The sequence below is a fragment of the Streptomyces seoulensis genome (genome assembly GCF_004328625.1).
Classification (GTDB): Bacteria; Actinomycetota; Actinomycetes; order Streptomycetales; family Streptomycetaceae; genus Streptomyces; species Streptomyces seoulensis.
On sequence record NZ_CP032229.1, the window covers coordinates 1203221 to 1224367 of the forward strand.

Below are 21147 nucleotides of genomic sequence, written 5' to 3' on the forward strand. Positions count from 1 at the left end.
CTAGGCGTCCCAGAGGGCGCCCAGTTCCAGCAGTTCGTCGCGGTGCTCGATGCGGTCCACCCAGTCCGCGGGCCAGGCGTCCGCGCCCAGCCAGGCGCCCGCGAAAGCGCCGGTCAGGCAGGCGATGGAGTCGGAGTCGCCGGAGGTGCAGGCGGCCCGGCGCAGCGCCAGCACGGGGTCGCCGGGGAAGAGCAGGAAGCAGAGCAGCCCGGTGGCGAGCGCCTCCTCCGCGATCCAGCCCTCGCCGGTGGCGAGGCAGGGGTCGGTCTCCGGGGAGGGGGTGCGCAGCGCGTCCTGAAGCCGGTCCAGGACGGCCAGGCATTCGTCCCAGCCACGGGCGATGAAGTGCTCCGGGCTCGGGTCCTGGGAGCGGCGCCACAGGTCGCCGAGCCAGGTGTGGTCGTAGTGGGTGCGGTGGTCGAGGGCGTACGAGCGCAGCCGGCCGACGAGCCCGGCGGGGTCCATGCCCTGGGCCAGCAGCCACACGGCGTGCGCGGTGAGGTCGGAGGCGGCCAGTGCGGTGGGGTGGCCGTGGGTGAGGGCGGACTGCAACTGGGCGGCGCCGGAGCGCTGTTCGGCGCTCAGAGCGGGGGCGAGGCCGAGCGGGGCGACCCGCATGTTGGCACCGCAGCCCTTGGAGCCGACCTGGCTCGCGTCCTGCCAGTCCCGCCCCTCCTCCTTCAGCAGCGCGCAGGCCGTGAGGCAGGTGCGGCCGGGGGCGCGGTTGTTCTCCGGGGACTCGTACCAGGCGACGAACTCCTCGCGCAGCGGCCGCTCGAGCCGCTCCGGCGCGAGCGGGCCCCGGCCCATGGCGGTACGGAGCCCGCGCCCGAGCGCGAGGGTCATCTGCGTGTCGTCGGAGACGTAGGCGCGGCCCGGCAGCTCCATCTCCCGCCAGGGTCCGCACTTGGCGAGGATGGCGGGCACGTCGTTGAACTCGGTCGGGAAGCCCAGCGCGTCGCCGAGGGCGAGTCCGAGCAGGGAACCGGCGGCGGCGCGCTGTCCCGAGGGCGTGGTGGTCATGGGTGAAGTCCTTCCGGGCACCCATGACCCGGCCCCCGTTGGTCCGGCCGCATGGCCACCCGACTAATCGTCAGGTTGACCATAAGGCCGGACCGTCACCGGCGGCAAGGGGCCGCCCCGGGGACTAGAGGTCGACTTCCTTCATCAGCATGCCGACCTCGGTGTTGGACAGGCGGCGCAGCCAGCCCGACTTCTGGTCGCCGAGGGTGATCGGGCCGAAGGAGACGCGGACCAGCTTGTCGACGGGGAAGCCCGCCTCGGCCAGCATCCGGCGCACGATGTGCTTGCGGCCCTCGTGCAGGGTCACCTCGACGAGGTAGTTCTTGCCGGTCTGCTCGACCACGCGGAAGTGGTCGGCGCGGGCCCAGCCGTCCTCCAGCTGGATGCCGTCCTTCAGCCGCTTGCCGAGGTCGCGCGGGATCGGGCCGACGATGTGCGCGAGGTAGGTCTTGCGCACGCCGTACTTGGGGTGGGTGAGACGGTGGGCCAGCTCGCCGTGGTTGGTGAGCAGGATGACGCCCTCGGTCTCCGTGTCCAGCCGGCCCACGTGGAAGAGGCGGGTCTCGCGGTTGGTGACGTAGTCGCCGAGGCACTGGCGGCCCTCGGGGTCCTCCATCGTGGAGACCACACCGGCGGGCTTGTTCAGCGAGAAGAACTGGTACGACTGGGTCGCGACGGTCAGGCCGTCGACCTTGACCTCGTCCTTCTCCGGGTCGACCCGGCGGCCCTGCTCCAGCACGATCTCGCCGTTGATCTCGACGCGGGCCTGCTCGATCAGCTCCTCGCAGGCGCGCCGCGAGCCGTAGCCCGCGCGGGCCAGCACCTTCTGGAGGCGCTCGCCGTCCTGCTCGGCGCCGGGGAAGGTCTTGGGCAGCTTCACGTCCTTCTTGCCCTCGTACCGCTCCCGGTTGCGCTCCTCGGCCCGCGTCTCGAACTCACGCGAGCGGCCGGGCGCCGTACGGCCGCGCCCCGCCTGCTGGGACTGCTTGGGGCCGCCCTTGGCGCCGCCGCGTGCCGCGCCGCCACGGCCGGACTTCGGGCCGTCCTTCGTGGCGCCGGGTCCGACGTCGTAGCGGCGCTCCTCCGGACGGGGCTTGCTGGGGCGGCCCTGCCCCTTGCGCTCGTCCCGGTCGTTGCCGCGGGGGTTACCGCGTCCGCTGTTCCTGCCGCTGCCGCTGCTTCGCATCAAGGTTTCCGTCGTAGTCGTCTGCGTCCTGACCACCGGCCGCGTCGGGCGCGTCCGGGTCGAACGACGGGACTCCCTCCTGGGTCTCCGCCTCGATCGCCTCCGCCTCGGGGAGGAAGGGCGCGAGTTCCGGAAGCTCGTCCAAGCCGCGCAGGCCCATCCGCTCCAGGAAATAGTTCGTCGTCACGTACAGGATCGCACCTGTTTCGGGTTCCGTGCCCGCCTCGGCCACCAGACCGCGCTGGAGCAGGGTCCGCATCACGCCGTCGCAGTTGACCCCGCGCACGGCGGAGACCCTGCTGCGGCCGACCGGCTGGCGGTACGCGACGACCGCGAGGGTCTCCAGGGCCGCCTGGGTGAGCCGGGCCGTCTGGCCCTCCAGCGCGAGGCGTTCCACGGCGGGGGCGTACGCGGGGCGGGTGTAGAAGCGCCAGCCGCCCGCGACGAAGCGCAGCTCGAAGCCGCGGCCCTGGGCGGTGTAGTCGTCGGCCAGTTCGCGCAGCGCCTCGGCGATCCGGCGCCGGGGCCGTTCGAGGACCCTTGCCAGGTGTTCCTCGGTGGCGGGCTCGTCCACGACCATCAGGACGGCCTCCAGCGCGGGCTTGAGGTCGAGGGCGGCGACGCGGTCGTCCGTGGCTGGGTGGTTCACGTCCGCTGTTCCTCCTTCTTCGGCGCCTCTGCCTTCCTGGGCGCCTCGGCGGGCCGGTCGAACTCGTCGGTAACCACCGGTGCCGCTCGGTCCCCGCCGGTCCAGCGGACCAGCAGGCTGCCGAGCGCGGTCTCCTGCTCCAGGGCGACGGCCTTGTCCCGGTACAGCTCCAGCAGCGCGAGGAAGCGGGCGACGACGGTGAGGGTGTCCTCGGTGTCGGCCACCAGCTCCTGGAAGTCGGCCTCCCCGGCCTCGCGCAGCCGGGCCACCACGACCCGGGCCTGCTCCTGGACGCTGACCAGGGGGGCGTGGATGTGGTCGACGTACACCTGTGGCTTGGCCCTCGGCTGCATCGCCTTCACCGCGAGCCGCGCGAACCCCTCGGGCCCGATGCTGATGACGACCTCGGGCAGCAGCTCGGCGTGCTCCGGCTCCAGGCCGACGGTACGGGGGTAGCGGCGGCCCTCGTCCTCCAGCCGCTCGTTGAAGATGTCCGCGATCCGCTTGTAGGCCCGGTACTGCAGCAGCCGGGCGAAGAGCAGGTCGCGCGCCTCCAGCAGGGCGAGGTCGGCCTCGTCCTCGACCTGGGCGGCGGGCAGCAGCCGGGCGGCCTTGAGGTCGAGCAGGGTGGCGGCGACGACCAGGAACTCGGTGGTGCGGTCCAGGTCCCAGTCGGGTCCCATGGCCCGGATGTGCGCCATGAACTCGTCGGTCACCTTGGACAGCGCGATCTCGGTGACGTCCAGCTTGTGCTTGGTGATGAGCTGGAGCAGCAGGTCGAAGGGGCCCTCGAAGTTGTCCAGCCGGACCTTGAAGACACCGTCGGGCACGGGTGCCTGGGGTGCGGGAGGCTCGGGCAGAGCGGCCAGAGGGGCCGGGTCCGGAGGTGCGGTGTCCGGGCCCCGGCCCAGCGGGCGTCTCGGGCCGGTCGTGGCGGTGCGGTGCGCGTTCATGGGGGTCGCAGGCTATCGGTCGGGCGGCGGGAAGCCGGGTCAGCGCCCCCGCAGCCGCCGTACCAGGATGCTGGCTTCCCCTCGGGACTCCAGGTCGGCGAGGACCACGGCGACCGCCTCGCGGACGATCCGGCCGCGGTCGACGGCGAGGCCGTGCTCGCCGCGCAGCACCAGCCGGGCGTGCTCGAGGTCCATCAGTTCCTCGGCCGAGACGTACACGGTGATCTTCTCGTCGTGCCGCTCGCGTCCGCTGGGCCGCCGGGCGGCCGCGCGGCCGCGCTTGCGGGGCTGCTCGCCGGAGCCGTCCGGCTCGCTCTGCCGCCGGGCGGGCCGGATACGGGACTCGCCGGACCCGTCGGGTTCCGGGCCGGCCGCGGCGGTGTGCTCGGCGCCCTCGCCGTCACCGCCCTGCACGGGCACCGACTGCGGGGCGTCCTGTGCCGCGGCGGCCGGGTCGCTCTCCCCCGCCGGCGCGGGGACCCGCGCCTCCTGGCCGGGCCCGCGCCGGGGCGAGGAGGACTGGAGCCCCATCCCCCCTGTCGTACGGAACAGTTCGTCGGCTCCGGGCAGACTCACTCGGCGTGACACCGGGCGAGCACCTCCCTGGCGAGCTGACGGTAGGCGGCGGCACCGACGGAGTTGGAGGCGTACGTGGTGATCGGCTCACCGGCGACCGTGGTCTCCGGGAAGCGGACCGTACGCCCGATGACCGTGTGGTAGACGTGGTCGTCGAACGCCTCGACCACGCGGGCCAGTACCTCGCGGCTGTGCACCGTGCGCGAGTCGTACATGGTGGCGAGAATGCCGTCCAGCTCCAGCTCAGGGTTGAGCCGCTCCTGGACCTTCTCGATGGTCTCGGTCAGCAGGGCCACACCGCGCAGCGCGAAGAACTCGCACTCCAGCGGGACGATCACCTTGTGGGCGGCGGTCAGCGCGTTGACGGTGAGCAGGCCCAGCGAGGGCTGACAGTCGATCACGATGTAGTCGTAGTCGTCCATCAGCGGCTTCAGGGCGCGCTGGAGCGTCGACTCGCGCGCGACCTCGGAGACCAGCTGGACCTCGGCCGCCGACAGGTCGATGTTGGAGGGCAGCAGGTCCATGTTGGGGACCGCCGTCTTGAGCAGCACCTCGTCGGCCGACATGCCCCGCTCCATGAGCAGGTTGTAGACGGTGAGGTCCAGCTCCATCGGGTTGACACCGAGACCCACCGACAGCGCGCCCTGCGGGTCGAAGTCCACGAGCAGCACGCGCCGTCCGTACTCCGCGAGCGCCGCGCCCAGGTTGATGGTCGACGTGGTCTTGCCGACGCCGCCCTTCTGGTTGCACATGGCGATGATCTTCGCGGGGCCGTGGTCGGTCAGCGGGCCCGGGATCGGGAAGTACGGGAGCGGGCGCCCGGTCGGGCCGACGCGCTCACGGCGCTGGCGGGCAGCGTCGGGCGCGAGCGTGGCCGCGTACTCCGGATCGGGCTCGTACTCGGCGTCGGGGTCGTAGAAGTGCCCCTCGGGGACTTCGTCGTAGTCGGCGAAGTGGTTGCGGGGCGTGCCACTTCCGTCGCCGGCCATGGCGTTCACGTGTTGGCCATCCATGCTCTGGTGTGCTCTCCGGGCCGTCTGCGGTACCGGACTCTGGTGGGCTGCGAAGGTGCGCACCGCGACGGAGCCGACGGCCTCGTGTCCCTCGGGACCCTGGCCCTCTCCGCGCAATCCTGGTCGACCACCTCCGGGAGAAAATGTCGACTCATTCACAAGTCGTCTTACCTCCTTGGCGGCCAGGGGACTTCTAGACAAGGTCAGCGTGGCACCATGCCGACGGTTGGCGACTCTATGGCGTGTCGGCGGTCCGCAGCAACACAATCCGCCGGACCCGGCACGATGTGTCGACAATGAAACATCCCGCTGTCAAGGGCGTACAGCCGTCGCACAGCAGGTTTCACCGGTGTGCGAATCAGTCCAAGCGTTACGTTCGAGGCGAGTTGACCTTGCCTCGCAAAGTGACCATACACACATCCGGCCGGACCTTGTCGGGCAAGGTCCGGCCGGGTTCGCGGTGTTGACGATCCATGTTGACGAATCGCCTTTTCCACGCGGGCGACTTGGTGCTTCGCCGCCGGCGAGGAGGTCAGCCGATCAGGGTCTCGATCGCGACGTGCTCCAGGCCGTGCGCCTCGGCGACCTCGCGGTAGACGACCTTGCCGTCATGGGTGTTGAGGCCGCGGGCGAGCGCCTCGTCCCGGCGCAGCGCCTCGACCCAGCCGTTGTTGGCGAGCGAGACGATGTACGGGAGCGTCGCGTTGGTGAGCGCGTTGGTGGAGGTGTTGGGCACCGCGCCGGGCATGTTGGCGACGCAGTAGAAGACCGAGTTGTGCACCCGGAAGGTCGGCTCGGCGTGCGTGGTGGGACGGGAGTCCTCGAAGCAGCCGCCCTGGTCGATGGCGATGTCGACAAGGACACTTCCGGGCTTCATCTGCGACACCAGCTCGTTGGTGACCAGCTTCGGGGCCTTGGCGCCCGGGATGAGGACGGCGCCGATGACGAGGTCCGCGTCGAGGACGGCCTTCTCCAGCTCGAAGGCGTTGGACATGATCGCCTTGACCTTGCTGCCGAAGATCCGGTCGGCCTCGCGCAGCTTGTTGATGTCACGGTCCAGCAGGGTGACCTCGAAGCCCATGCCGACGGCGATCTGGGTGGCGTTCCAGCCGGAGACACCGCCGCCGATGACGACGGCCTTGGCCGGGGTCACGCCCGGCACACCGCCGGGGAGCACACCGCGGCCGCCGGCCGGGCGCATCAGGTGGTAGGCGCCGACCTGCGGGGCGAGCCGGCCCGCGACCTCGGACATCGGGGCGAGCAGCGGCAGCGCGCGGTTCGACAGCTCTACGGTCTCGTACGCGATCGCCGTGGTGCCGGACTCCAGCAGGGCGTCGGTGCACTCGCGCGAGGCGGCCAGGTGCAGGTAGGTGAAGAGGATCTGGTCCTTGCGCAGGCGGTGGTACTCCTCCGCGACCGGCTCCTTGACCTTCAGCAGCAGGTCGGCGTCGGCCCACACCTGGTCGGCGGAGTCCAGGATGCCGGCGCCGGCGGCGATGTACTCCTCGTCCGTGATCGAGGAGCCGAGACCGGCGCCCCGCTCGATGACGACCTGGTGGCCGTTACGCACCAGCTCGTGCACGCCGGCGGGGGTGATGGCCACCCGGAACTCGTTGTTCTTGACCTCGCGGGGGATGCCGACCTTCACGTCGATCACGGTCCTTGGCTCAGGGGGTATGGGGGGTGCGCTGAAAGACATACCCGGGCGCGCCGGGGCACACCGGGAGACACCGCAGGAGAACGTGCGGCAGAGCCAGTCTAATGAAGGTGTTCCGCGTGTCTAGCCTTCCAATGCATCAATCTTCTTTGGATGCACTGCGGATTTCGCAGGCATCCGGGCTGGCAGAGTCTGCTTCCGCCGGCTCTCCGTCGGCGGCGGTCCCGGTGGCCGCCTCCTCTTCCAGCATGCGCTCGGCCGCCGCGCGGTGCAGTCGGGCGGCCGTGGGGTCGCCCAGCCGGTCCAGGGTGTCGGCCAGCCGCAGTTGCAGCGCGGCCTGCAGCCGGGTGTCCTCCGCCCGCCGCGCCCACTCCACCGCCTCCTGGCAGGTACGCAGGGACTCCTCGGGCCGGCCGGCGTACTCCTGCACCCGGGCCAGCTCGCTCAGGGCGCGGGCGTGGGCGGCGATGTCGCCCTCCTTGCGGTATCCGGCGAGCGCGGCCCGCCAGTTGCGCTGCGCCTCGCCGTACCGGCCCGCGTAGGTGTGGGCGGTGGCGATCCGGCCGTAGAGCCGGGCGGCCTCGGCGCGTTCGCCGCGGGCGAGGCGCTGGGAGAGGGCGCGGCCGAACCAGTCGGCGGCCCGGTCGTGGTCGCCCAGCTCCTGGTGGGCGCCGCCTACGGATTCCATCGCGCGGCCGGCGGCGTAGGGGTCGTTCGCCTCGCGTCCGGCGTCCAGCGCGGTGCGGTAGCGGGCCAGCGCGGCGCGGGTGCGGCCGGTCTGGGCGTCCACGTCGCCGAGGTTCAGCAGGGCGGCGGCCTTCTCGCGGGGCAGTCCGCGTCGCTCGGCGACGTCGAGGACCAGGCCGTGGATGCCGTAGAGGTCGGGGGCGGCGGCCTGGGTGCCGAAGTGGGCGACCATGGCGCGCACCAGCTGGGACATCAGGCGCCGGGCCAGGTTGTCCAGCTCGCCGTCGGCCACCGCGAGCCGGGCGGCGGCCAGCAGCGCCGGGCGCCGGGCGGTGAGCCAGGCGGCGGCCGCGTCGGGGGTGGGGAAGCGCAGCGGCGGCGGGATCGCCTGGAGCTTCTCGCGGGCCTCGGGGGTGTCGGTCTCGGTGACGGCGCGGCAGGACTGGAGGAGGCGTACGTCCCGCTCCAGCAGCCGGGCGCGGGCCAGCTGGAGTTCGGCGGGGCGTTCGCCCGCCTCGGCCAGGGCGCGCAGCAGGGGGTGCAGACAGCCGGGGATGTCGTACTCGGGCAGCGGTCCGGCGACCGGGCGGAGCAGGCCGAGGGCGGCGAGTTCCCGCAGGACGGTCTGCGCGGCCTTGACCGAGCAGCCGGCCAGCGCGGAGGCGGTGTGCGCGTCGACGGTGCCGGCCGGTGCCTGGGAGAGCAGCCGCAGGGTCCGGGCGGTGGAGGCGGGCAGTCCGTCGTGCACGAGTGTGAGGACGCGGGCCAGGGTGGGGGCGTCGTCGGGGTCGGTGTGCAGCCGCTTGGCCAGGTCGGATACGGCCGTCTGGGGGCGGGCGGCGAGCCAGCCGCCGGCCAGGGTGAGGGCGGCGGGCTGTCCTTCGCAGATCTCGGCCAGGGACTCGGCGGAGCGCGGGTCGACGGTGACGCGGACCGAGCCGGTGTACCGGGTGAGCAGTTCCACCGCCGACTTGGTGTCCAGGCCGCCCAGGGTGCAGGGGCGGACGTCGGAGATGCCGGTGAGGGGGCCCCGGGAGACGGCGACCACCAGGCAGTCGGGAGCGTCCGGGATGAGGGCGTCGACCTGTTCGGCCCCGGTGGCGTCGTCCAGCAGGAGCAGGGCGCGCCGGTCGGCCAGGGCGGTACGCAGTGCCTCGGTCAGCTCGTCCTCGGCGGCGCCCGCCGGACCGGGTGCGCCGAGCGCGCCGAGCAGGTCGCGGGCGGCGCGCTCCACGGGTACGGGGGTGCCGTCGGGGTCGCTGAGACGGGCCCGGAGGACGCCGTCGGGGTAACGCTGCGCGACCTGGCGGACGAACTCCTCGGCGAGCGCGGTCCGGCCGGAGCCGGGGCGCCCGGCGATGAGCAGGACCCGGGCGCGGGGCGCCTTGCGGCCGGCGAGGGTGTCCAGCCCGGTGCGCTCGATGTCGGCCCCGAGCTCCTTCAACTCCCGTGTGCGCCCGAGGAAATGACCCTCCGGGGCCGGCGGCTCCGACAGCCGCGCCTCTTCCTGGTCCACCGCCTGATCCGTCACGGGCCACGCTCCCGTCCCACCGCACGCGCAAAGCCCGCCGGTTCTTCCGGTACGGGCGTTTCCAGAGCCTAGTTCACGCTCTGCGACGTTCCCGGTGGAGCGCGGCGGACAGGTCCCCCGATCGGATCAGGCGATGGTCACACCATTGGGCCGCTGCTGCGGTACTGCTGTGGATCTTGGCCGGATTCGGCAGGCGATCAGGACGTGAAGGGACGTGCGGGCCACGGCGCGTCGGCCGGGCGCAGGCTCTCCAGGCCGTCCCCGGCACGGGCGGCGGCCAGCGCGAGGACGCCGACGACCAGGCAGTTGTTGTGCAGGTCCCCGGCGAGCACCAGCCGCACCAGCTCGTCCACGGGCACGCGCGCGTACTCCATGTCCGTCTCCTCGTGCTCCGTGACGAAGCGCTCGCCCTCGGCCTCGGAGACGTCGCGGGCCAGGAAGATCCGTACCGCCTCGTCGCAGCCGCCGGGGCTGGTGTAGACGTCGGCCAGCACCCGCCAGTCCTCGGCCTTGACGTGCGCCTCCTCGTACAGCTCGCGCTGGGCGGCGTGCAGCGGGTTCTCGCCGGGCACGTCGAGCAGGCCGGCCGGGATCTCCCAGAGCTTGTGGCGCACGGGGTGGCGGTACTGGCTGATGAGCAGGACCCGGTCCTCCTCGTCCAGGGCGAGGACGGCGACCGAGCCGGGGTGGACCTGGTAGTCGCGGCGGGCCACCGAGCCGTCGGGCATGACCACGTCGTCGGTGCGGACCGAGGTCTTGTTGCCCGTGAACGGGGTCGCGCTGTCGCGGATCTCCCACTCCTCGGGGGTGTCCTTGATCGTCATGCCCTGTCCCTCCACGCGCGCAAAAAGAAAACCGGGGTGCGCACCTTTGAAGGTTCGCACCCCGGCCACCGTAACAACTGGTGTGCTACTTGGAGTTCTTCGGCTTGCCCGCCGTCTTGCGCTCGACGGAAGCCTTCACCAGGCCCGCGAACAGCGGGTGCGGCCGGGTCGGCCGCGAGCGCAGCTCGGGGTGCGCCTGGGTGGCGACGAGGTAGGGGTGGACCTCGCGCGGGTACTCCACGTACTCGACGAGCTTGCCGTCGGGCGAGGTGCCCGAGAAGACGATGCCCGCCTTCTTCTCCAGCTCGGCGCGGTAGGAGTTGTTGACCTCGTAGCGGTGGCGGTGCCGCTCCTCGACGTACTCCTTGCCGTCGTAGACCTCGCGGACGATGGAGCCCTCGGCCAGCTTGGCCGGGTACATGCCCAGGCGCATGGTGCCGCCCATGTCGCCCTCACCGGCGACGATGTCCATCTGCTCGGCCATGGTGGAGATGACCGGGTGGCCGGTGGCCGGGTCGAACTCGGTGGAGTTGGCGTCCGGGATGTCCGCCAGGTTCCGCGCGGCCTCGACCACGATGCACTGCAGGCCCAGGCAGAGACCCAGCAGCGGGATCTTGTTCTCGCGGGCGTAGCGGATCGCGCCGACCTTGCCGAGCACACCACGGTCGCCGAAGCCGCCGGGGATGCAGATGCCGTCCACGTCGCCGAGGGCGGCGGCGGCACCGGCCGGGGTCTTGCAGTCGTCCGAGGTGACCCACTTGATCTTGACGCGGGCGCGGTTGGCGAAGCCGCCGGCGCGCAGCGCCTCGGTGACCGACAGATAGGCGTCGGGCAGGTCGATGTACTTGCCGACCAGGGCGAGGGTGATCTCGTGGTCCGGCTTGTGCACGCGGTCCAGCAGGTCGTCCCAGGTGGTCCAGTCCACGTCCCGGAAGGGCAGGTCGAGCTTGCGCACGACGTATGCGTCCAGGCCCTCGCCGTGGATGACCTTCGGGATGTCGTAGATGGAGCGGGCGTCGGGGCAGGCCACGACGGCGTCCTCGTCCACGTCGCACATCAGCGAGATCTTGCGCTTGATGGCGGTGGGGACCTCGCGGTCGCAGCGCAGCACGATCGCGTCGGGCTGGATGCCGATGTTGCGCAGCGCGGCGACGGAGTGCTGGGTCGGCTTGGTCTTCAGCTCGCCGGAGGGGCCGATGTAGGGCAGCAGCGAGATGTGGACGACGAAGACGTTGTCCCGGCCGACCTCGTGGCGGACCTGGCGGACGGTCTCCAGGAACGGCAGCGACTCGATGTCGCCGACCGTGCCGCCGACCTCGGTGATGACGACGTCCACCTCGTCGGTGGCCATGCGCCGGATGCGGTGCTTGATCTCGTTGGTGATGTGCGGGATGACCTGCACGGTGTCGCCCAGGTACTCGCCGCGCCGCTCCTTGGCGATGACCGTGGAGTAGACCTGGCCGGTGGTGACGTTGGCCGAGCCGTCGAGGTCGCGGTCGAGGAAGCGCTCGTAGTGGCCGATGTCCAGGTCGGTCTCGGCGCCGTCGTTGGTGACGAACACCTCACCGTGCTGGAAGGGGTTCATCGTGCCCGGGTCGACGTTCAGATACGGGTCGAGCTTCTGCATCACGACGCGCAGGCCGCGAGCCTTGAGCAGCATGCCCAGGCTGGAGGCGGTGAGGCCCTTGCCGAGCGAGGAGGCGACACCCCCGGTGACGAAGATGTGCTTGGTCGTCGTAGATTTCGGCGGCATGGCCAAGAGGGGGCTCCCGTGGTCGCTGTCTGTGATGCGGTGCGGTCGCCGGCCCGGAGGAGTGGGTGTTCCTCGCGGTGGCGTCGTCGCTGCGGTTCGGGGGTTTTGAGGCCCACCGGTCCACGGGCTACCAGGGTATCAGCGCCTGGAGGAGTCGGCGTCCGGCCACGCTCCGCACACGGCCGGGAGGGCTGGTGTGACCAGGTACCGGACCCGTGGACGGCCGTCACACGGTTCTCACCCCGCGGTCACTCGTTCGGCCCACACGGGTTGCCCCGAGCGGCGCGCGGATCATCCGGGTGCGTCGTATCCTGCTCGGACACTCGCTGCCGAGCGCGGCCGGGATGACGGCACACCCCCGCCTCCAGCATCCCCGCCACTGGCAGGTGGAACCTGGAGAGCGCGGCAGTTCGTTGAGCACGGACCGCCGTTTTGCCTCAGGGCTCGGCGGGCTGCTTTGCTTCACCGCTCAACGTATGACAACCACCCCTTGACCGCACCAAGCGACTGCCCCCTCGTGCGGGGGTGACGTGGCCGTTCGACTGGAGTTGCACGTGGCCGGGCGCATCGAAGATTACGCACTCATCGGAGACATGCAGACCGCCGCGCTGGTCTGCCGGGACGGCACAGTGGACTGGCTGTGCCTGCCCCGCTTCGACTCGCACGCCATCTTCGCCGGCCTGCTCGGCACCGAGGAGCACGGCTTCTGGCGGCTAGGCCCGGCGTACGCGGCGGACTCACCCCCGCCCACGGCGGCCCGGCGGGGCTACCGGGGCGACTCGCTGATCCTGGAGTCGGAGTGGGACACCCCGCGCGGCACCGTACGGGTGACGGATTTCATGCCCCCGCGTGACGGCGCCCCGCAGCTCATCCGGATCGTGGAGGGGCTCAGCGGCGAGGTGCCGATGCGCTCCGAGCTGCGCATGCGGTTCTCCTACGGCCGTGTGGTGCCGTGGGTGCACAAGTACGACAACCGTACGGTCGCCGTCGCGGGTCCCGACTCGGTCTGGTTCGACACCGAGGCCGACACCTACGGCAAGGACCTGACGACGTACTCCGACTTCACCGTCTCCGCCGGTGAGCGGGTGGCGTTCACCATCTCCTGGCAGCCCTCGCACAAGGAGGCGCCGCCGCTGCCCGAGCCGGAGCAGGCGCTGCGTGCGACGGAGGAGTTCTGGCGCGAGTGGGTCGAGCAGTGCACGTACCACGGCCCCTACCGGGAGGCCGTGATCCGTTCGCTGATCACGCTGAAGGCGCTGACCTACGCCCCCACCGGCGGCATCGTCGCCGCGCCCACCACCTCCCTGCCGGAGGACATCGGGGGCGTGCGCAACTGGGACTACCGCTACACCTGGCTGCGGGACGCGGCCATCACCCTGTCCTCGCTGCTGCGCACCGGCTACCGCGACGAGGCCCGCGCCTGGCGCGAGTGGCTGCTGCGGGCGGTGGCGGGCGACCCGGAGAACCTCCAGATCATGTACGGGATCGCCGGCGAGCGTGAGCTGGGCGAGGCCGAGCTGGACTGGCTGCCGGGGTACGAGAACTCCCGCCCGGTCCGGGTGGGCAACGGCGCCGCCGACCAGCTCCAGCTCGATGTGTACGGCGAGGTCATCGAGGCCCTCCACCTGGGCCACATGACCGGGCTGGCGCGCAACGACTACGCCTCGGTGCTCCAGCTCAAGCTGATCCGCTACCTCGAGGACCACTGGCAGGAGCCGGACGAGGGCATCTGGGAGGTGCGCGGGCCGCGCCGCCAGTTCGTGCACTCCAAGGTGATGGCCTGGGTCGCGGTGGACCGCACGATCAAGCTGATCGAGTCCGGGGACGCGGAGGGACCGCTGGAGCGCTGGAAGGAACTGCGCGACGACATCCACCGCGAGGTCTGCGAGAAGGGCTACGACCCGGAGCGCAACACCTTCACCCAGTACTACGGCTCCAAGGAGCTGGACGCCTCCCTGCTGCTGATCCCGCAGATGGGCTTCCTGCCGCCGGACGACAAGCGGGTGATCGGCACCATCGAGGCGATCCAGCGCGAGCTGTCCACCTCCGACGGGTTCATCCTGCGCTACCCGACCGACGGTGAGGACGCGGGCGTCGACGGCCTGCCCGGTGACGAGGGCGCCTTCCTGGCCTGCTCGTTCTGGATGGCGGACGACCTCGCGATGATCGGCCGGGTGGACGAGGCCCGCAAGCTGTTCGAGAAGCTCCTCGCCCTGCGCAACGACCTCGGCCTCCTCGCCGAGGAGTGGGACCCCGTCAACCAGCGCCAGGTCGGCAACTTCCCCCAGGCGTTCAGCCACGTCCCCCTGATCGACACCGCCCTGCGGCTGACGGCCTCGGGGGCGTACGGGGGCTGACGCTCCTAGGCTGGATCTCACTGCCCCGAATCTCACTGCCCCGACCGGAAGGGGGCGGTCGCCATGGCCCCCCTCTCGAAGGCCGGCGCGGCGCTGGCCGCGTTGCGTGACGAGCTGAGCGGTGAGGTGTACGCGCCCGGTGACCCGGGATACGACGCGGCACGGGCCGGGTCGCGCCCGGCCGTGATCGCCCGGTGCGCCGACCCGGCCGACGTGGTGCGCGCGGTCCGCTTCGCCCGTGATCTGGACCTGCCCGTCGCCGTGGGCGGTGCCGTCGGCCACGGCGGGGTGATGGTGGACCTGCGCCGGATGCGCGGGGTGAGCGTCGACCCCGAGGCCCGGACGGTACGGGTCGAGGGCGGCGCCACCATGAGCGGGCTCGACCGGGCCTGCCGGCCGTACGCGCTGGCCGCTCCCGGCGCCCCGGACCCCGCCACCGGGGTCGCCGGGTTCGTGCTCGGCGGCGGTACCGGCTGGCTGGACCGCGCCTTCGGGCTCGGCGTGGACGGTCTGCGCGGTGTGGAGCTGGTCACGGCCGACGCCGAGCTGATACGCGTCGGCCCCCAGGCGCATCCCGAGCTGTTCTGGGCGCTGCACGGCGGGGGCGGCACCTTCGGCGTGGCCACCGCGCTCACCCTGGACCTGCACGAGCTGCCCGAGTTCACGGCCACCCTGCTGCTGTACCGGCCGGAGCACGGTCCCGAGGTGGTGCGCGCCTTCCGCGAGGCCGTCGAGCGGGGCCCGGACCGGCTGAGCGGGACCCTGCTGTACCTCACCGGCCCGCCCGGGTCCGCCGCCGGGGAGCTGATGTGCGGGGCGCTGGTGACGTACGCGGGCGGGGCGGAGGCTCTGCGGGAGACGGCCGCGCCGCTGCGGGCGCTGCCGGTGGCGGGCGAGCTGCCGTACGCGGAGGCCCTGGGCCTGTTCGACGCGCCGCCCGGCCGGCGGAGCCTCTCCTCGGCCGAGTGCCTGACCGGTCTGCCGGACGAGCTGGTGGACGTCCACTGCTCGCTCGGCGAGCGGATGCCGGTACCGAGCGGCAGCCTGCATCTGCTGTTCCCGCAGGGCGGCGCCGTCGCGGCCGGTCCGCACGACTACCCGCTCCCCTTCCGGGACGCCCCCTGGGTGGCGCACCCGTCCGCCCGCTGGGCGGACGGGTGCGACGACGAGCGCGCCCGCGCCTGGGTGCGGGAGGTCCGCTCCGGGGTCGCGCCGTGGAGCACGGGCGCCGTCCCACTGGACCTCATCGGCGACGAGGGCGCCGAACGGCTGCGCGCGGGGCTGGGGGTGGGCAACCTGCTGCGGCTGGAGAAGGTGAAGCGGGCGTACGACCCGGACGACGTCTTCCGCTTCCACCACGCCATCCGGCCCGTGTAGCCCTGGCTGTTCCCTTCGAGGTCAGCGGGGTAGCGTCCGGCGCATGGGCACAGAGGGTGGCGGGATCACCGTGCGGCGGGCGCTGGAGCTGCCCGGACTGCGCGGCGGGCTGCCGGAGGTGGTGGCGGGCGAGGACCGGCTGGAGCGCGCGGTGCGCTGGGTGCACGCGGGCGAGGTCCCGCACATCGCCAAGCTGCTCAAGGGCGGCGAGCTGCTGCTGACCACCGGGTACGGGCTGGGCACGCGCCCGGCCGAGCAGCGGGCGTTCGTCCGCACGCTGGCGGAGCGGGACATCGCCGCGCTGGTGGTGGAGCTGGGCCAGCGCTTCACCCGGCTCCCGGCCGCCCTGGTGGAGACCGCGCGGGCGACCGGCCTGCCGCTGGTCCAGCTGCACCGCGAGGTGCCGTTCGTGGCGGTCACCGAGGAGATCCACACCGAGATCGTCAACGGCCACTACGCCCTGCTCCAGCGGGCGGAGGACGTGCACCGGCGCTGTACGGAGGCGTTGCTCGGCGGCGGCGGAGTACCCCAGCTCCTCACCATCCTCGCCGACTTCTGCGCCAACCCGGTGTTACTGGAGACCGCCGACGGCCGCCTGCTGTACGCGGCCGGGCCGGGCCCCGAGGGTGCGGACCCCTTGCAGGTGTGGGAGGGGCTGCGCGGTCCGCACCGGGCGGAGCCGCCGCCGGCCGGGGCGCTGCTGGTGGACGTGCCGGGCGGGGGCGCGGGGGCGAGCGGGGTGCGGGCGCGGCTGGTGCTGCTGCCGGTCGGCGCTCCGCTGGCGCCGGTGCACCGGATCGCGGCCGAGCGGGCGGCGGGGACGGTGGCGGTGGTGCTGATGCAGGCCCGCCAGGAGGAGGAGCTGGCGGCGCGTGGCCGGGGGGACTTCCTGACCGATCTGGCCGAGGGCCGGGTGCGGGCCGGGGACGCTCCGGCGCAGGCCCGGGTGCTGGGGTTCCGGCCGGGTGACGGCCCGCTGCTGCCGGTGGTGATGCGGGTGGGGGACGCGCTGTCCCCGGCGGGCGGCTGGGCGGTGCTGGCGCGGGCGGTCGGTGAGGAGTTGGCGTCGGTGGGGGTGCCGGTGCTGCTGGGGGTGCGGCCGGTGGAGGGCCGGGTGCCGGTGCTGGTGGGGCTGCGCTCCGCGGCCGACCGGGTGCCGGTCGCGGACCGGGTGGCGGCCGCGCTGCGTGCGGGTGCCGAGCGGGCCGGGATGATCCGGCCGGGGGCCCGGCCGCCGGTCGTGGTGGTGGGGGTGCCGGGCGACTGGGCGTCGGCCTCGGCGGGCCTGCGGCACGCGGCGGAGACGGCGACGGCCGCACAGGGGCTCACCGACCGGCCCTGGTACGACGCCCGCCGCCTCGACATCGACCTGCTGCTGTGGCGGCTGCGCGACCACCCCGACCTGGCGGCCTTCGTGGACCGGGCGCTCGGCCCGCTGCGCGAGCACGACCGGCGCGCGAAGCCGCCGCTGCTGCCCACCCTGGAGACCTACCTCGCCCACGCGGGCCGCAAGGCGGAGACCGCTCGCGAACTCCACCTCAACCGCCAGACCCTCTACAACCGCCTCGCCCGCATAGGCGAGTTGCTGAACACCGACCTCGACGACCCGCACACCGTACTGGCGTTGAGCCTGGCCCTGCGGGCGCGGCGACACGTCGACTAGAGGGATCCAGAGGGCCTAGAGGAGCGCCAGGGTCTGGGTCAACTCGTCGTAGATGCTGAGCACTTGCGCGACCGCGTCGTCCTCGGTCGGCCAGCCGGACGCCTGGCGGGTGCCGCGCTCGGTGAGCTGTGCGCGCCGCTCGGGGTCGGCGAGGAGGGCGGTGACGGTGTCGGCGAGGGCGCGGGGGTCGCCGTAGGGGACGAGGGCGGCGGCGTCGCCGACGAGGTCCGGGACACCGCCGACGGCGGTGGCGACCAGGGGGACCCGGGCGTGCAGGGCCTCCTGGGCGAAGAGGGGGCGGGACTCCCAGCGGCTGGTGAGCAGGGCGAGGTCGGCGGCCGCGAGCAGGTCGGGCACGTCGTCGCGGACGCCGAGCAGCCGGACGGGCAACTCCTCGTCCCTGATGCGCTGTTGCAGCTCCGCGCGGAGCGGCCCCTCCCCCGCGACCAGGGTGACCGGCTGTGGGTCGAGGCTGCTCCAGCGGCGGGCCGCGTCCAGCAGCACGTCGTAGCCCCGGTGCCGGTCGAGGGAGCCGACGGCGAGGAGCAACGGGCGGTCGGTGGCGCCGAGTTCGGCGCGGAGCTTGGCGGAGGGGCGGTCCGGGTCCTCCGGTGCGGCGGGCCGGGGGCGGCCGGGCAGGGCCATCGCGCCGAGCCGGGCGTCCCGGGCGCCGGTGCTACGGGCCCGGTCGACCAGGGCGGAGCTGGTGCCGAGGACCACGGCGGCCGTCCGCGCCACGCGCCGCTCCAGCAGCCGCAGCAGATGCGCCCGCGCGCCCTCGGCGTGCGCCCGGTCGTGCCAGGTGACGACCAGCGGGGTCGTCCGTCCGCCGAGGGCCAGCGCGGCGCGGAAGGAGGCGTGCAGCCCGTGCGCGTGCACCAGGTCGGCGTCCGCGCAGGCCGCGCGGAGCCGGCCCACGGCGGCCGGGTCGCTGCTGCGGGGCACGGGCACGTGGTCGGCGCCGGTGCCCCGGAAGTCGTAGGCGTGGTCGGCCTCGGCCGGGGCGCACACCGTGACCCGGACGCCCCGCGCGACCAGCCCCTCCGCCAGGGAGCGCACATGGGCGCTGCTCCCGGCGTGGCCGCCGCCGACCACCTGCACGGTGCGCAGCGAGGACTGGCCGTGCGGGGCGTTGCTGCTCACGGGGGTCACTGAGGCCGGGGCTCCTGGGTCGGGGCGGGGTCGGTCGGGAGAACGTACAGAAGGTAGCGAACGGCGATACACCCGAAGCGGGGTACGACGGGCCGCGCGGGCCCCCGCCCGGAGGCGGCACACCGTCAAGCATGCCAGTACGTACGGCTGTTCCGGGAAATCGCGCCGGAGCCGCGAGGTGGGGCGCGTTGGCAATGCGCCGGCGCATCTCACCCGTACGAGTGAGAGCAGCCGGCGGCCCGTCGGACCCGTCCGACCCGCGTACCCCGAGGTCAGCGACTCACAGCGCCCGCGCCCAGGCGGACACCCGGTCCCCGCCCACGGCGGCGGCGACCACGGCACCGGCGTGCACGAGAAGCCCCACGCGCCCATTGGCCGAAACCACGGCGGTTCCGAGCACCGCCCCCAGCGCGTGCGCCCCCGCGTCCCCGAGCATGGCCCGCTCCCCCAGATCCTCGGGAAGCACGGCCCCGGCCCCGCCCACCGCGACGGCGGCCAGCGCGCCGCCCGCGCCGCCCCGGGCGAGCCCCGGCGCCGCGAGCGCGAGCACGGCGCCCGCCGCGCGGCCGGGGCGTACGTCGAGCAGGTTGGCGGTGTGCGCGGCGCCCGCGATGACGACGCCCGCGAGCAGCCCGTCCAGCGGCCGCTCCTTCAGCAGGGTCCCGGCGGCCAGCGCGGCGGCGGAGATGCCGAACAACTTGACGGCGCCGGAGGTGACTTCGCCGGTGCCGAGGGCGCCGAGGTGGGCGCGGAAGCCCCGGCGGGGGTCGTCGGCGCCGGCGATGTCGTCGTACGCCCCGCAGGCTCCGGCGGCCAGCACGGCGAGGCCGGCCGCCGGGTGGACGCGGGCGGCGGCGAGCGCGGTGGCGGCGGCGGTCGCGGGGCCGGCGTACAGGTCGACGGTGCGGCCCGCGTGGTTCCTCCGCTCCCAGCGGTCCCGGCCACCCGGCGCGCGGTGCCGGAGCGCCGCCGTCAGCCCCCGGGTGAGCAGGGCGGAGGTGAGCAGGGCGGCGAAGCGGGACACGCGTCAGTCCTCCGCGCGGGCGGTCGCGAGGAGTTCCTCGGCGTGGGCTCGGGCGGCCTCGGAGTTCTCCTGGCCGGCCAGCATGCGGGAGAGTTCGCGGACGCGGTCCTCGCCTTCCAGGACCTTGACGCCGGACCGGGTGACCGAGCCGTCGTTGGTCTTCTCCACCAGCAGCTGGCGGTCGGCGAAGGCGGCGACCTGCGGGAGGTGGGTGACCACGACGACCTGCGCGGTGCGGGCGAGCTTCGCCAGCCGCCGCCCGATCTCCACGGCCGCCTTGCCGCCGACCCCGGCGTCCACCTCGTCGAAGAGGTACGTCGGCACCGGGTCGGTCCCCGCGAACACCACCTCGACCGCGAGCATCACGCGGGACAGCTCACCGCCGGAGGCGCCCTTGGCGATGGGCCGGGGCGGGGCCCCGGGGTGCGGGGCGAGGAGCAGCTCGACCTCGTCGACACCGCTGGGCCCGTAGGCGACCGTACGGCCGCCGGCCTCGACGCCGCCGGGGTCCTCGGTCTGCCGGATGTCGAAGGAGACCCGCGCGTGCGGCATCGCCAGCGAGGCGAGTTCGGCGGTCACGGCGGCGGCGAACCGCTCGGCGGCCTCGGTCCGCGCCTTGGTCAACTCCTCGGCGAGCGCGCCCAGTTCGGCGCCCAGGGCGTCCCGCTCGGTGGTGAGTTCACCGATCCGCTCGTCGTCGCCGTCCAGCTCGGTCAGCCGGGCGGCGCCCTGCTCGCCCCAGGCCAGCACGGCGCCGATGTCCTCGCCGTACTTGCGGGTCAGCTGGGTCAGCGCCGCCCGGCGCTCCTCCACCGCGGCCAGCCGCAGCGGGTCGGCGTCCAGGTCGGAGGCGTATCCGGCCAGCTCGCCGGCGACGTCGGCCAGCAGGATGCCGATCTCCCCGATCCGGTCGGTGAGCGCGGCCAGCGCCGGGTCGTGGGCCCGGACCGCCTCCAGCGCCCGGTGGGCGCCCGCGACCAGGGTGGAGGCGTCGATGCCCTCCGGGTCCTCGGGGTTGCCCGCGAGAGCGGCGTGCCCTGCGGTGGCCGCGGCGGCGAGCGCCTCGGCGTGCCCGAGCCGCTCCGCCTCCTCGGCGAGTTCGGTGTCCTCCCCGGCGCGGGGCTCCACGGCGGCGATCTCGTCCAGGCCGTACCGCAGCAGGTCGGCCTCCTGGGCGCGCTCACGGGCGCGGGTGACGATCTCGTCCAGCTCGACGGCGACGGCCCGCAGCCGCTTGTACGCCTCGGTGTACGCGGCCAGCGGGCCGGAGACGGCCTCGCCCGCGTACCGGTCCAGGGCCTGCCGCTGCCGGGACAGCTTGAGCAGGCCCTGCTGGTCGGTCTGGCCGTGCACGGCCACCAGCTCGTCGGCCAGCTCGGCGAGCAGCCCCACGGGCACGCTGCGCCCGCCGAGATGCGCGCGGGAGCGGCCCTCGGCGGAGACGGTACGACTGATCAGCAGGGCGCCGTCGTCCAGCTCGGCCCCCGCCTCCTCGGCGCGTACGACGGCGGAGGCGCCGGCGGCCAGGGCGATCCGCCCCTCCACCACCGCCTTGCCCGCACCGATCCGTACGAGCGCCGGGTCGGCGCGTCCGCCGAGCAGCAGGCCCAGGCTGGTCACCACCATGGTCTTGCCCGCGCCGGTCTCACCGGTGACCGCGGTGAACCCCGGCGACAGCTCGACCACGGCGTCGTCGATGACCCCGAGCGACCGTATCCGCAT

The 21147-nt window shown here is 73.5% G+C and carries 16 protein-coding genes; 3 read left to right on the forward strand and 13 right to left on the reverse strand.

What is annotated here, in order from left to right; translation table 11 throughout:
* The 10 genes from D0Z67_RS05690 to D0Z67_RS05735 form a co-directional block, all read right to left on the reverse strand.
* The gene (locus tag D0Z67_RS05690) at positions 1-1023 is read right to left on the reverse strand and encodes an ADP-ribosylglycohydrolase family protein (protein ID WP_031183242.1); all 1023 of its coding nucleotides are present in this window, start codon (positions 1021-1023) and stop codon (positions 1-3) included.
* A 124-nt stretch (positions 1024-1147) separates the two neighbouring features.
* Positions 1148-2209 (reverse strand): pseudouridine synthase, encoded by a 1062-nt coding sequence (locus D0Z67_RS05695; RefSeq protein WP_031183243.1) that lies wholly within the window; start codon positions 2207-2209, stop codon positions 1148-1150.
* Positions 2169-2789 (reverse strand): SMC-Scp complex subunit ScpB, encoded by a 621-nt coding sequence (gene scpB / locus D0Z67_RS05700; protein WP_234312899.1) that lies wholly within the window; start codon positions 2787-2789, stop codon positions 2169-2171. Before scpB ends, D0Z67_RS05695 begins: the two co-directional genes overlap by 41 nt.
* 65 nt (positions 2790-2854) lie before the next feature.
* Positions 2855-3811 carry a segregation and condensation protein A gene (locus D0Z67_RS05705; protein ID WP_031183245.1) on the reverse strand — a complete coding sequence of 319 codons (957 nt, stop codon included), beginning with the start codon at positions 3809-3811 and terminating at the stop codon, positions 2855-2857.
* Between the two features lie 39 nt (positions 3812-3850).
* A complete protein-coding gene (locus D0Z67_RS05710; protein WP_078873600.1) occupies positions 3851-4399 on the reverse strand; it encodes a hypothetical protein in 549 nt (182 codons plus the stop codon).
* A complete protein-coding gene (locus D0Z67_RS05715; RefSeq protein ID WP_382849455.1) occupies positions 4384-5376 on the reverse strand; it encodes a ParA family protein in 993 nt (330 codons plus the stop codon). The genes D0Z67_RS05710 and D0Z67_RS05715 overlap by 16 nt, the downstream gene beginning before the upstream one ends.
* A 556-nt stretch (positions 5377-5932) precedes the next feature.
* Positions 5933-7048 (reverse strand): alanine dehydrogenase, encoded by a 1116-nt coding sequence (ald, locus tag D0Z67_RS05720; protein WP_158713908.1) that lies wholly within the window; start codon positions 7046-7048, stop codon positions 5933-5935.
* Positions 7049-7196: 148 nt separating this feature from the next.
* Positions 7197-9275: a tetratricopeptide repeat protein gene (locus tag D0Z67_RS05725; protein ID WP_031183249.1), complete on the reverse strand. Its 2079-nt coding sequence runs from the start codon at positions 9273-9275 to the stop codon at positions 7197-7199.
* Positions 9276-9472: 197 nt separating this feature from the next.
* Positions 9473-10099 carry an NUDIX domain-containing protein gene (locus D0Z67_RS05730; RefSeq protein ID WP_031183250.1) on the reverse strand — a complete coding sequence of 209 codons (627 nt, stop codon included), beginning with the start codon at positions 10097-10099 and terminating at the stop codon, positions 9473-9475.
* Between the two features lie 85 nt (positions 10100-10184).
* On the reverse strand, positions 10185-11852 hold the full coding sequence (locus D0Z67_RS05735; RefSeq protein ID WP_031183251.1) for a CTP synthase: 1668 nt from the start codon (positions 11850-11852) through the stop codon (positions 10185-10187).
* 554 nt (positions 11853-12406) lie between these two features.
* Between D0Z67_RS05735 and D0Z67_RS05740 the strand changes: the two genes are divergently transcribed.
* From D0Z67_RS05740 to D0Z67_RS05750, 3 genes are all read left to right on the forward strand, one after another.
* On the forward strand, positions 12407-14209 hold the full coding sequence (locus D0Z67_RS05740) for a glycoside hydrolase family 15 protein (RefSeq protein WP_031183252.1): 1803 nt from the start codon (positions 12407-12409) through the stop codon (positions 14207-14209).
* A 63-nt stretch (positions 14210-14272) separates the two neighbouring features.
* Positions 14273-15586 (forward strand): FAD-binding oxidoreductase, encoded by a 1314-nt coding sequence (locus tag D0Z67_RS05745; protein WP_031183253.1) that lies wholly within the window; start codon positions 14273-14275, stop codon positions 15584-15586.
* Positions 15587-15629: 43 nt separating this feature from the next.
* Positions 15630-17249 carry a PucR family transcriptional regulator gene (locus D0Z67_RS05750; protein WP_031183254.1) on the forward strand — a complete coding sequence of 540 codons (1620 nt, stop codon included), beginning with the start codon at positions 15630-15632 and terminating at the stop codon, positions 17247-17249.
* A 15-nt stretch (positions 17250-17264) separates the two neighbouring features.
* On the opposite strand, the gene D0Z67_RS05755 is transcribed toward D0Z67_RS05750, so the two are convergent.
* From D0Z67_RS05755 to recN, 3 genes are all read right to left on the reverse strand, one after another.
* Positions 17265-18401 (reverse strand): glycosyltransferase family 4 protein, encoded by a 1137-nt coding sequence (locus tag D0Z67_RS05755; protein ID WP_031183255.1) that lies wholly within the window; start codon positions 18399-18401, stop codon positions 17265-17267.
* 280 nt (positions 18402-18681) lie between these two features.
* Positions 18682-19425, reverse strand: coding sequence for a hypothetical protein (locus D0Z67_RS05760; protein WP_031183256.1), 744 nt, complete (start codon positions 19423-19425; stop codon positions 18682-18684).
* A gap of 3 nt (positions 19426-19428) precedes the next feature.
* The gene (gene recN, locus D0Z67_RS05765) at positions 19429-21147 is read right to left on the reverse strand and encodes a DNA repair protein RecN (RefSeq protein WP_031183257.1); all 1719 of its coding nucleotides are present in this window, start codon (positions 21145-21147) and stop codon (positions 19429-19431) included.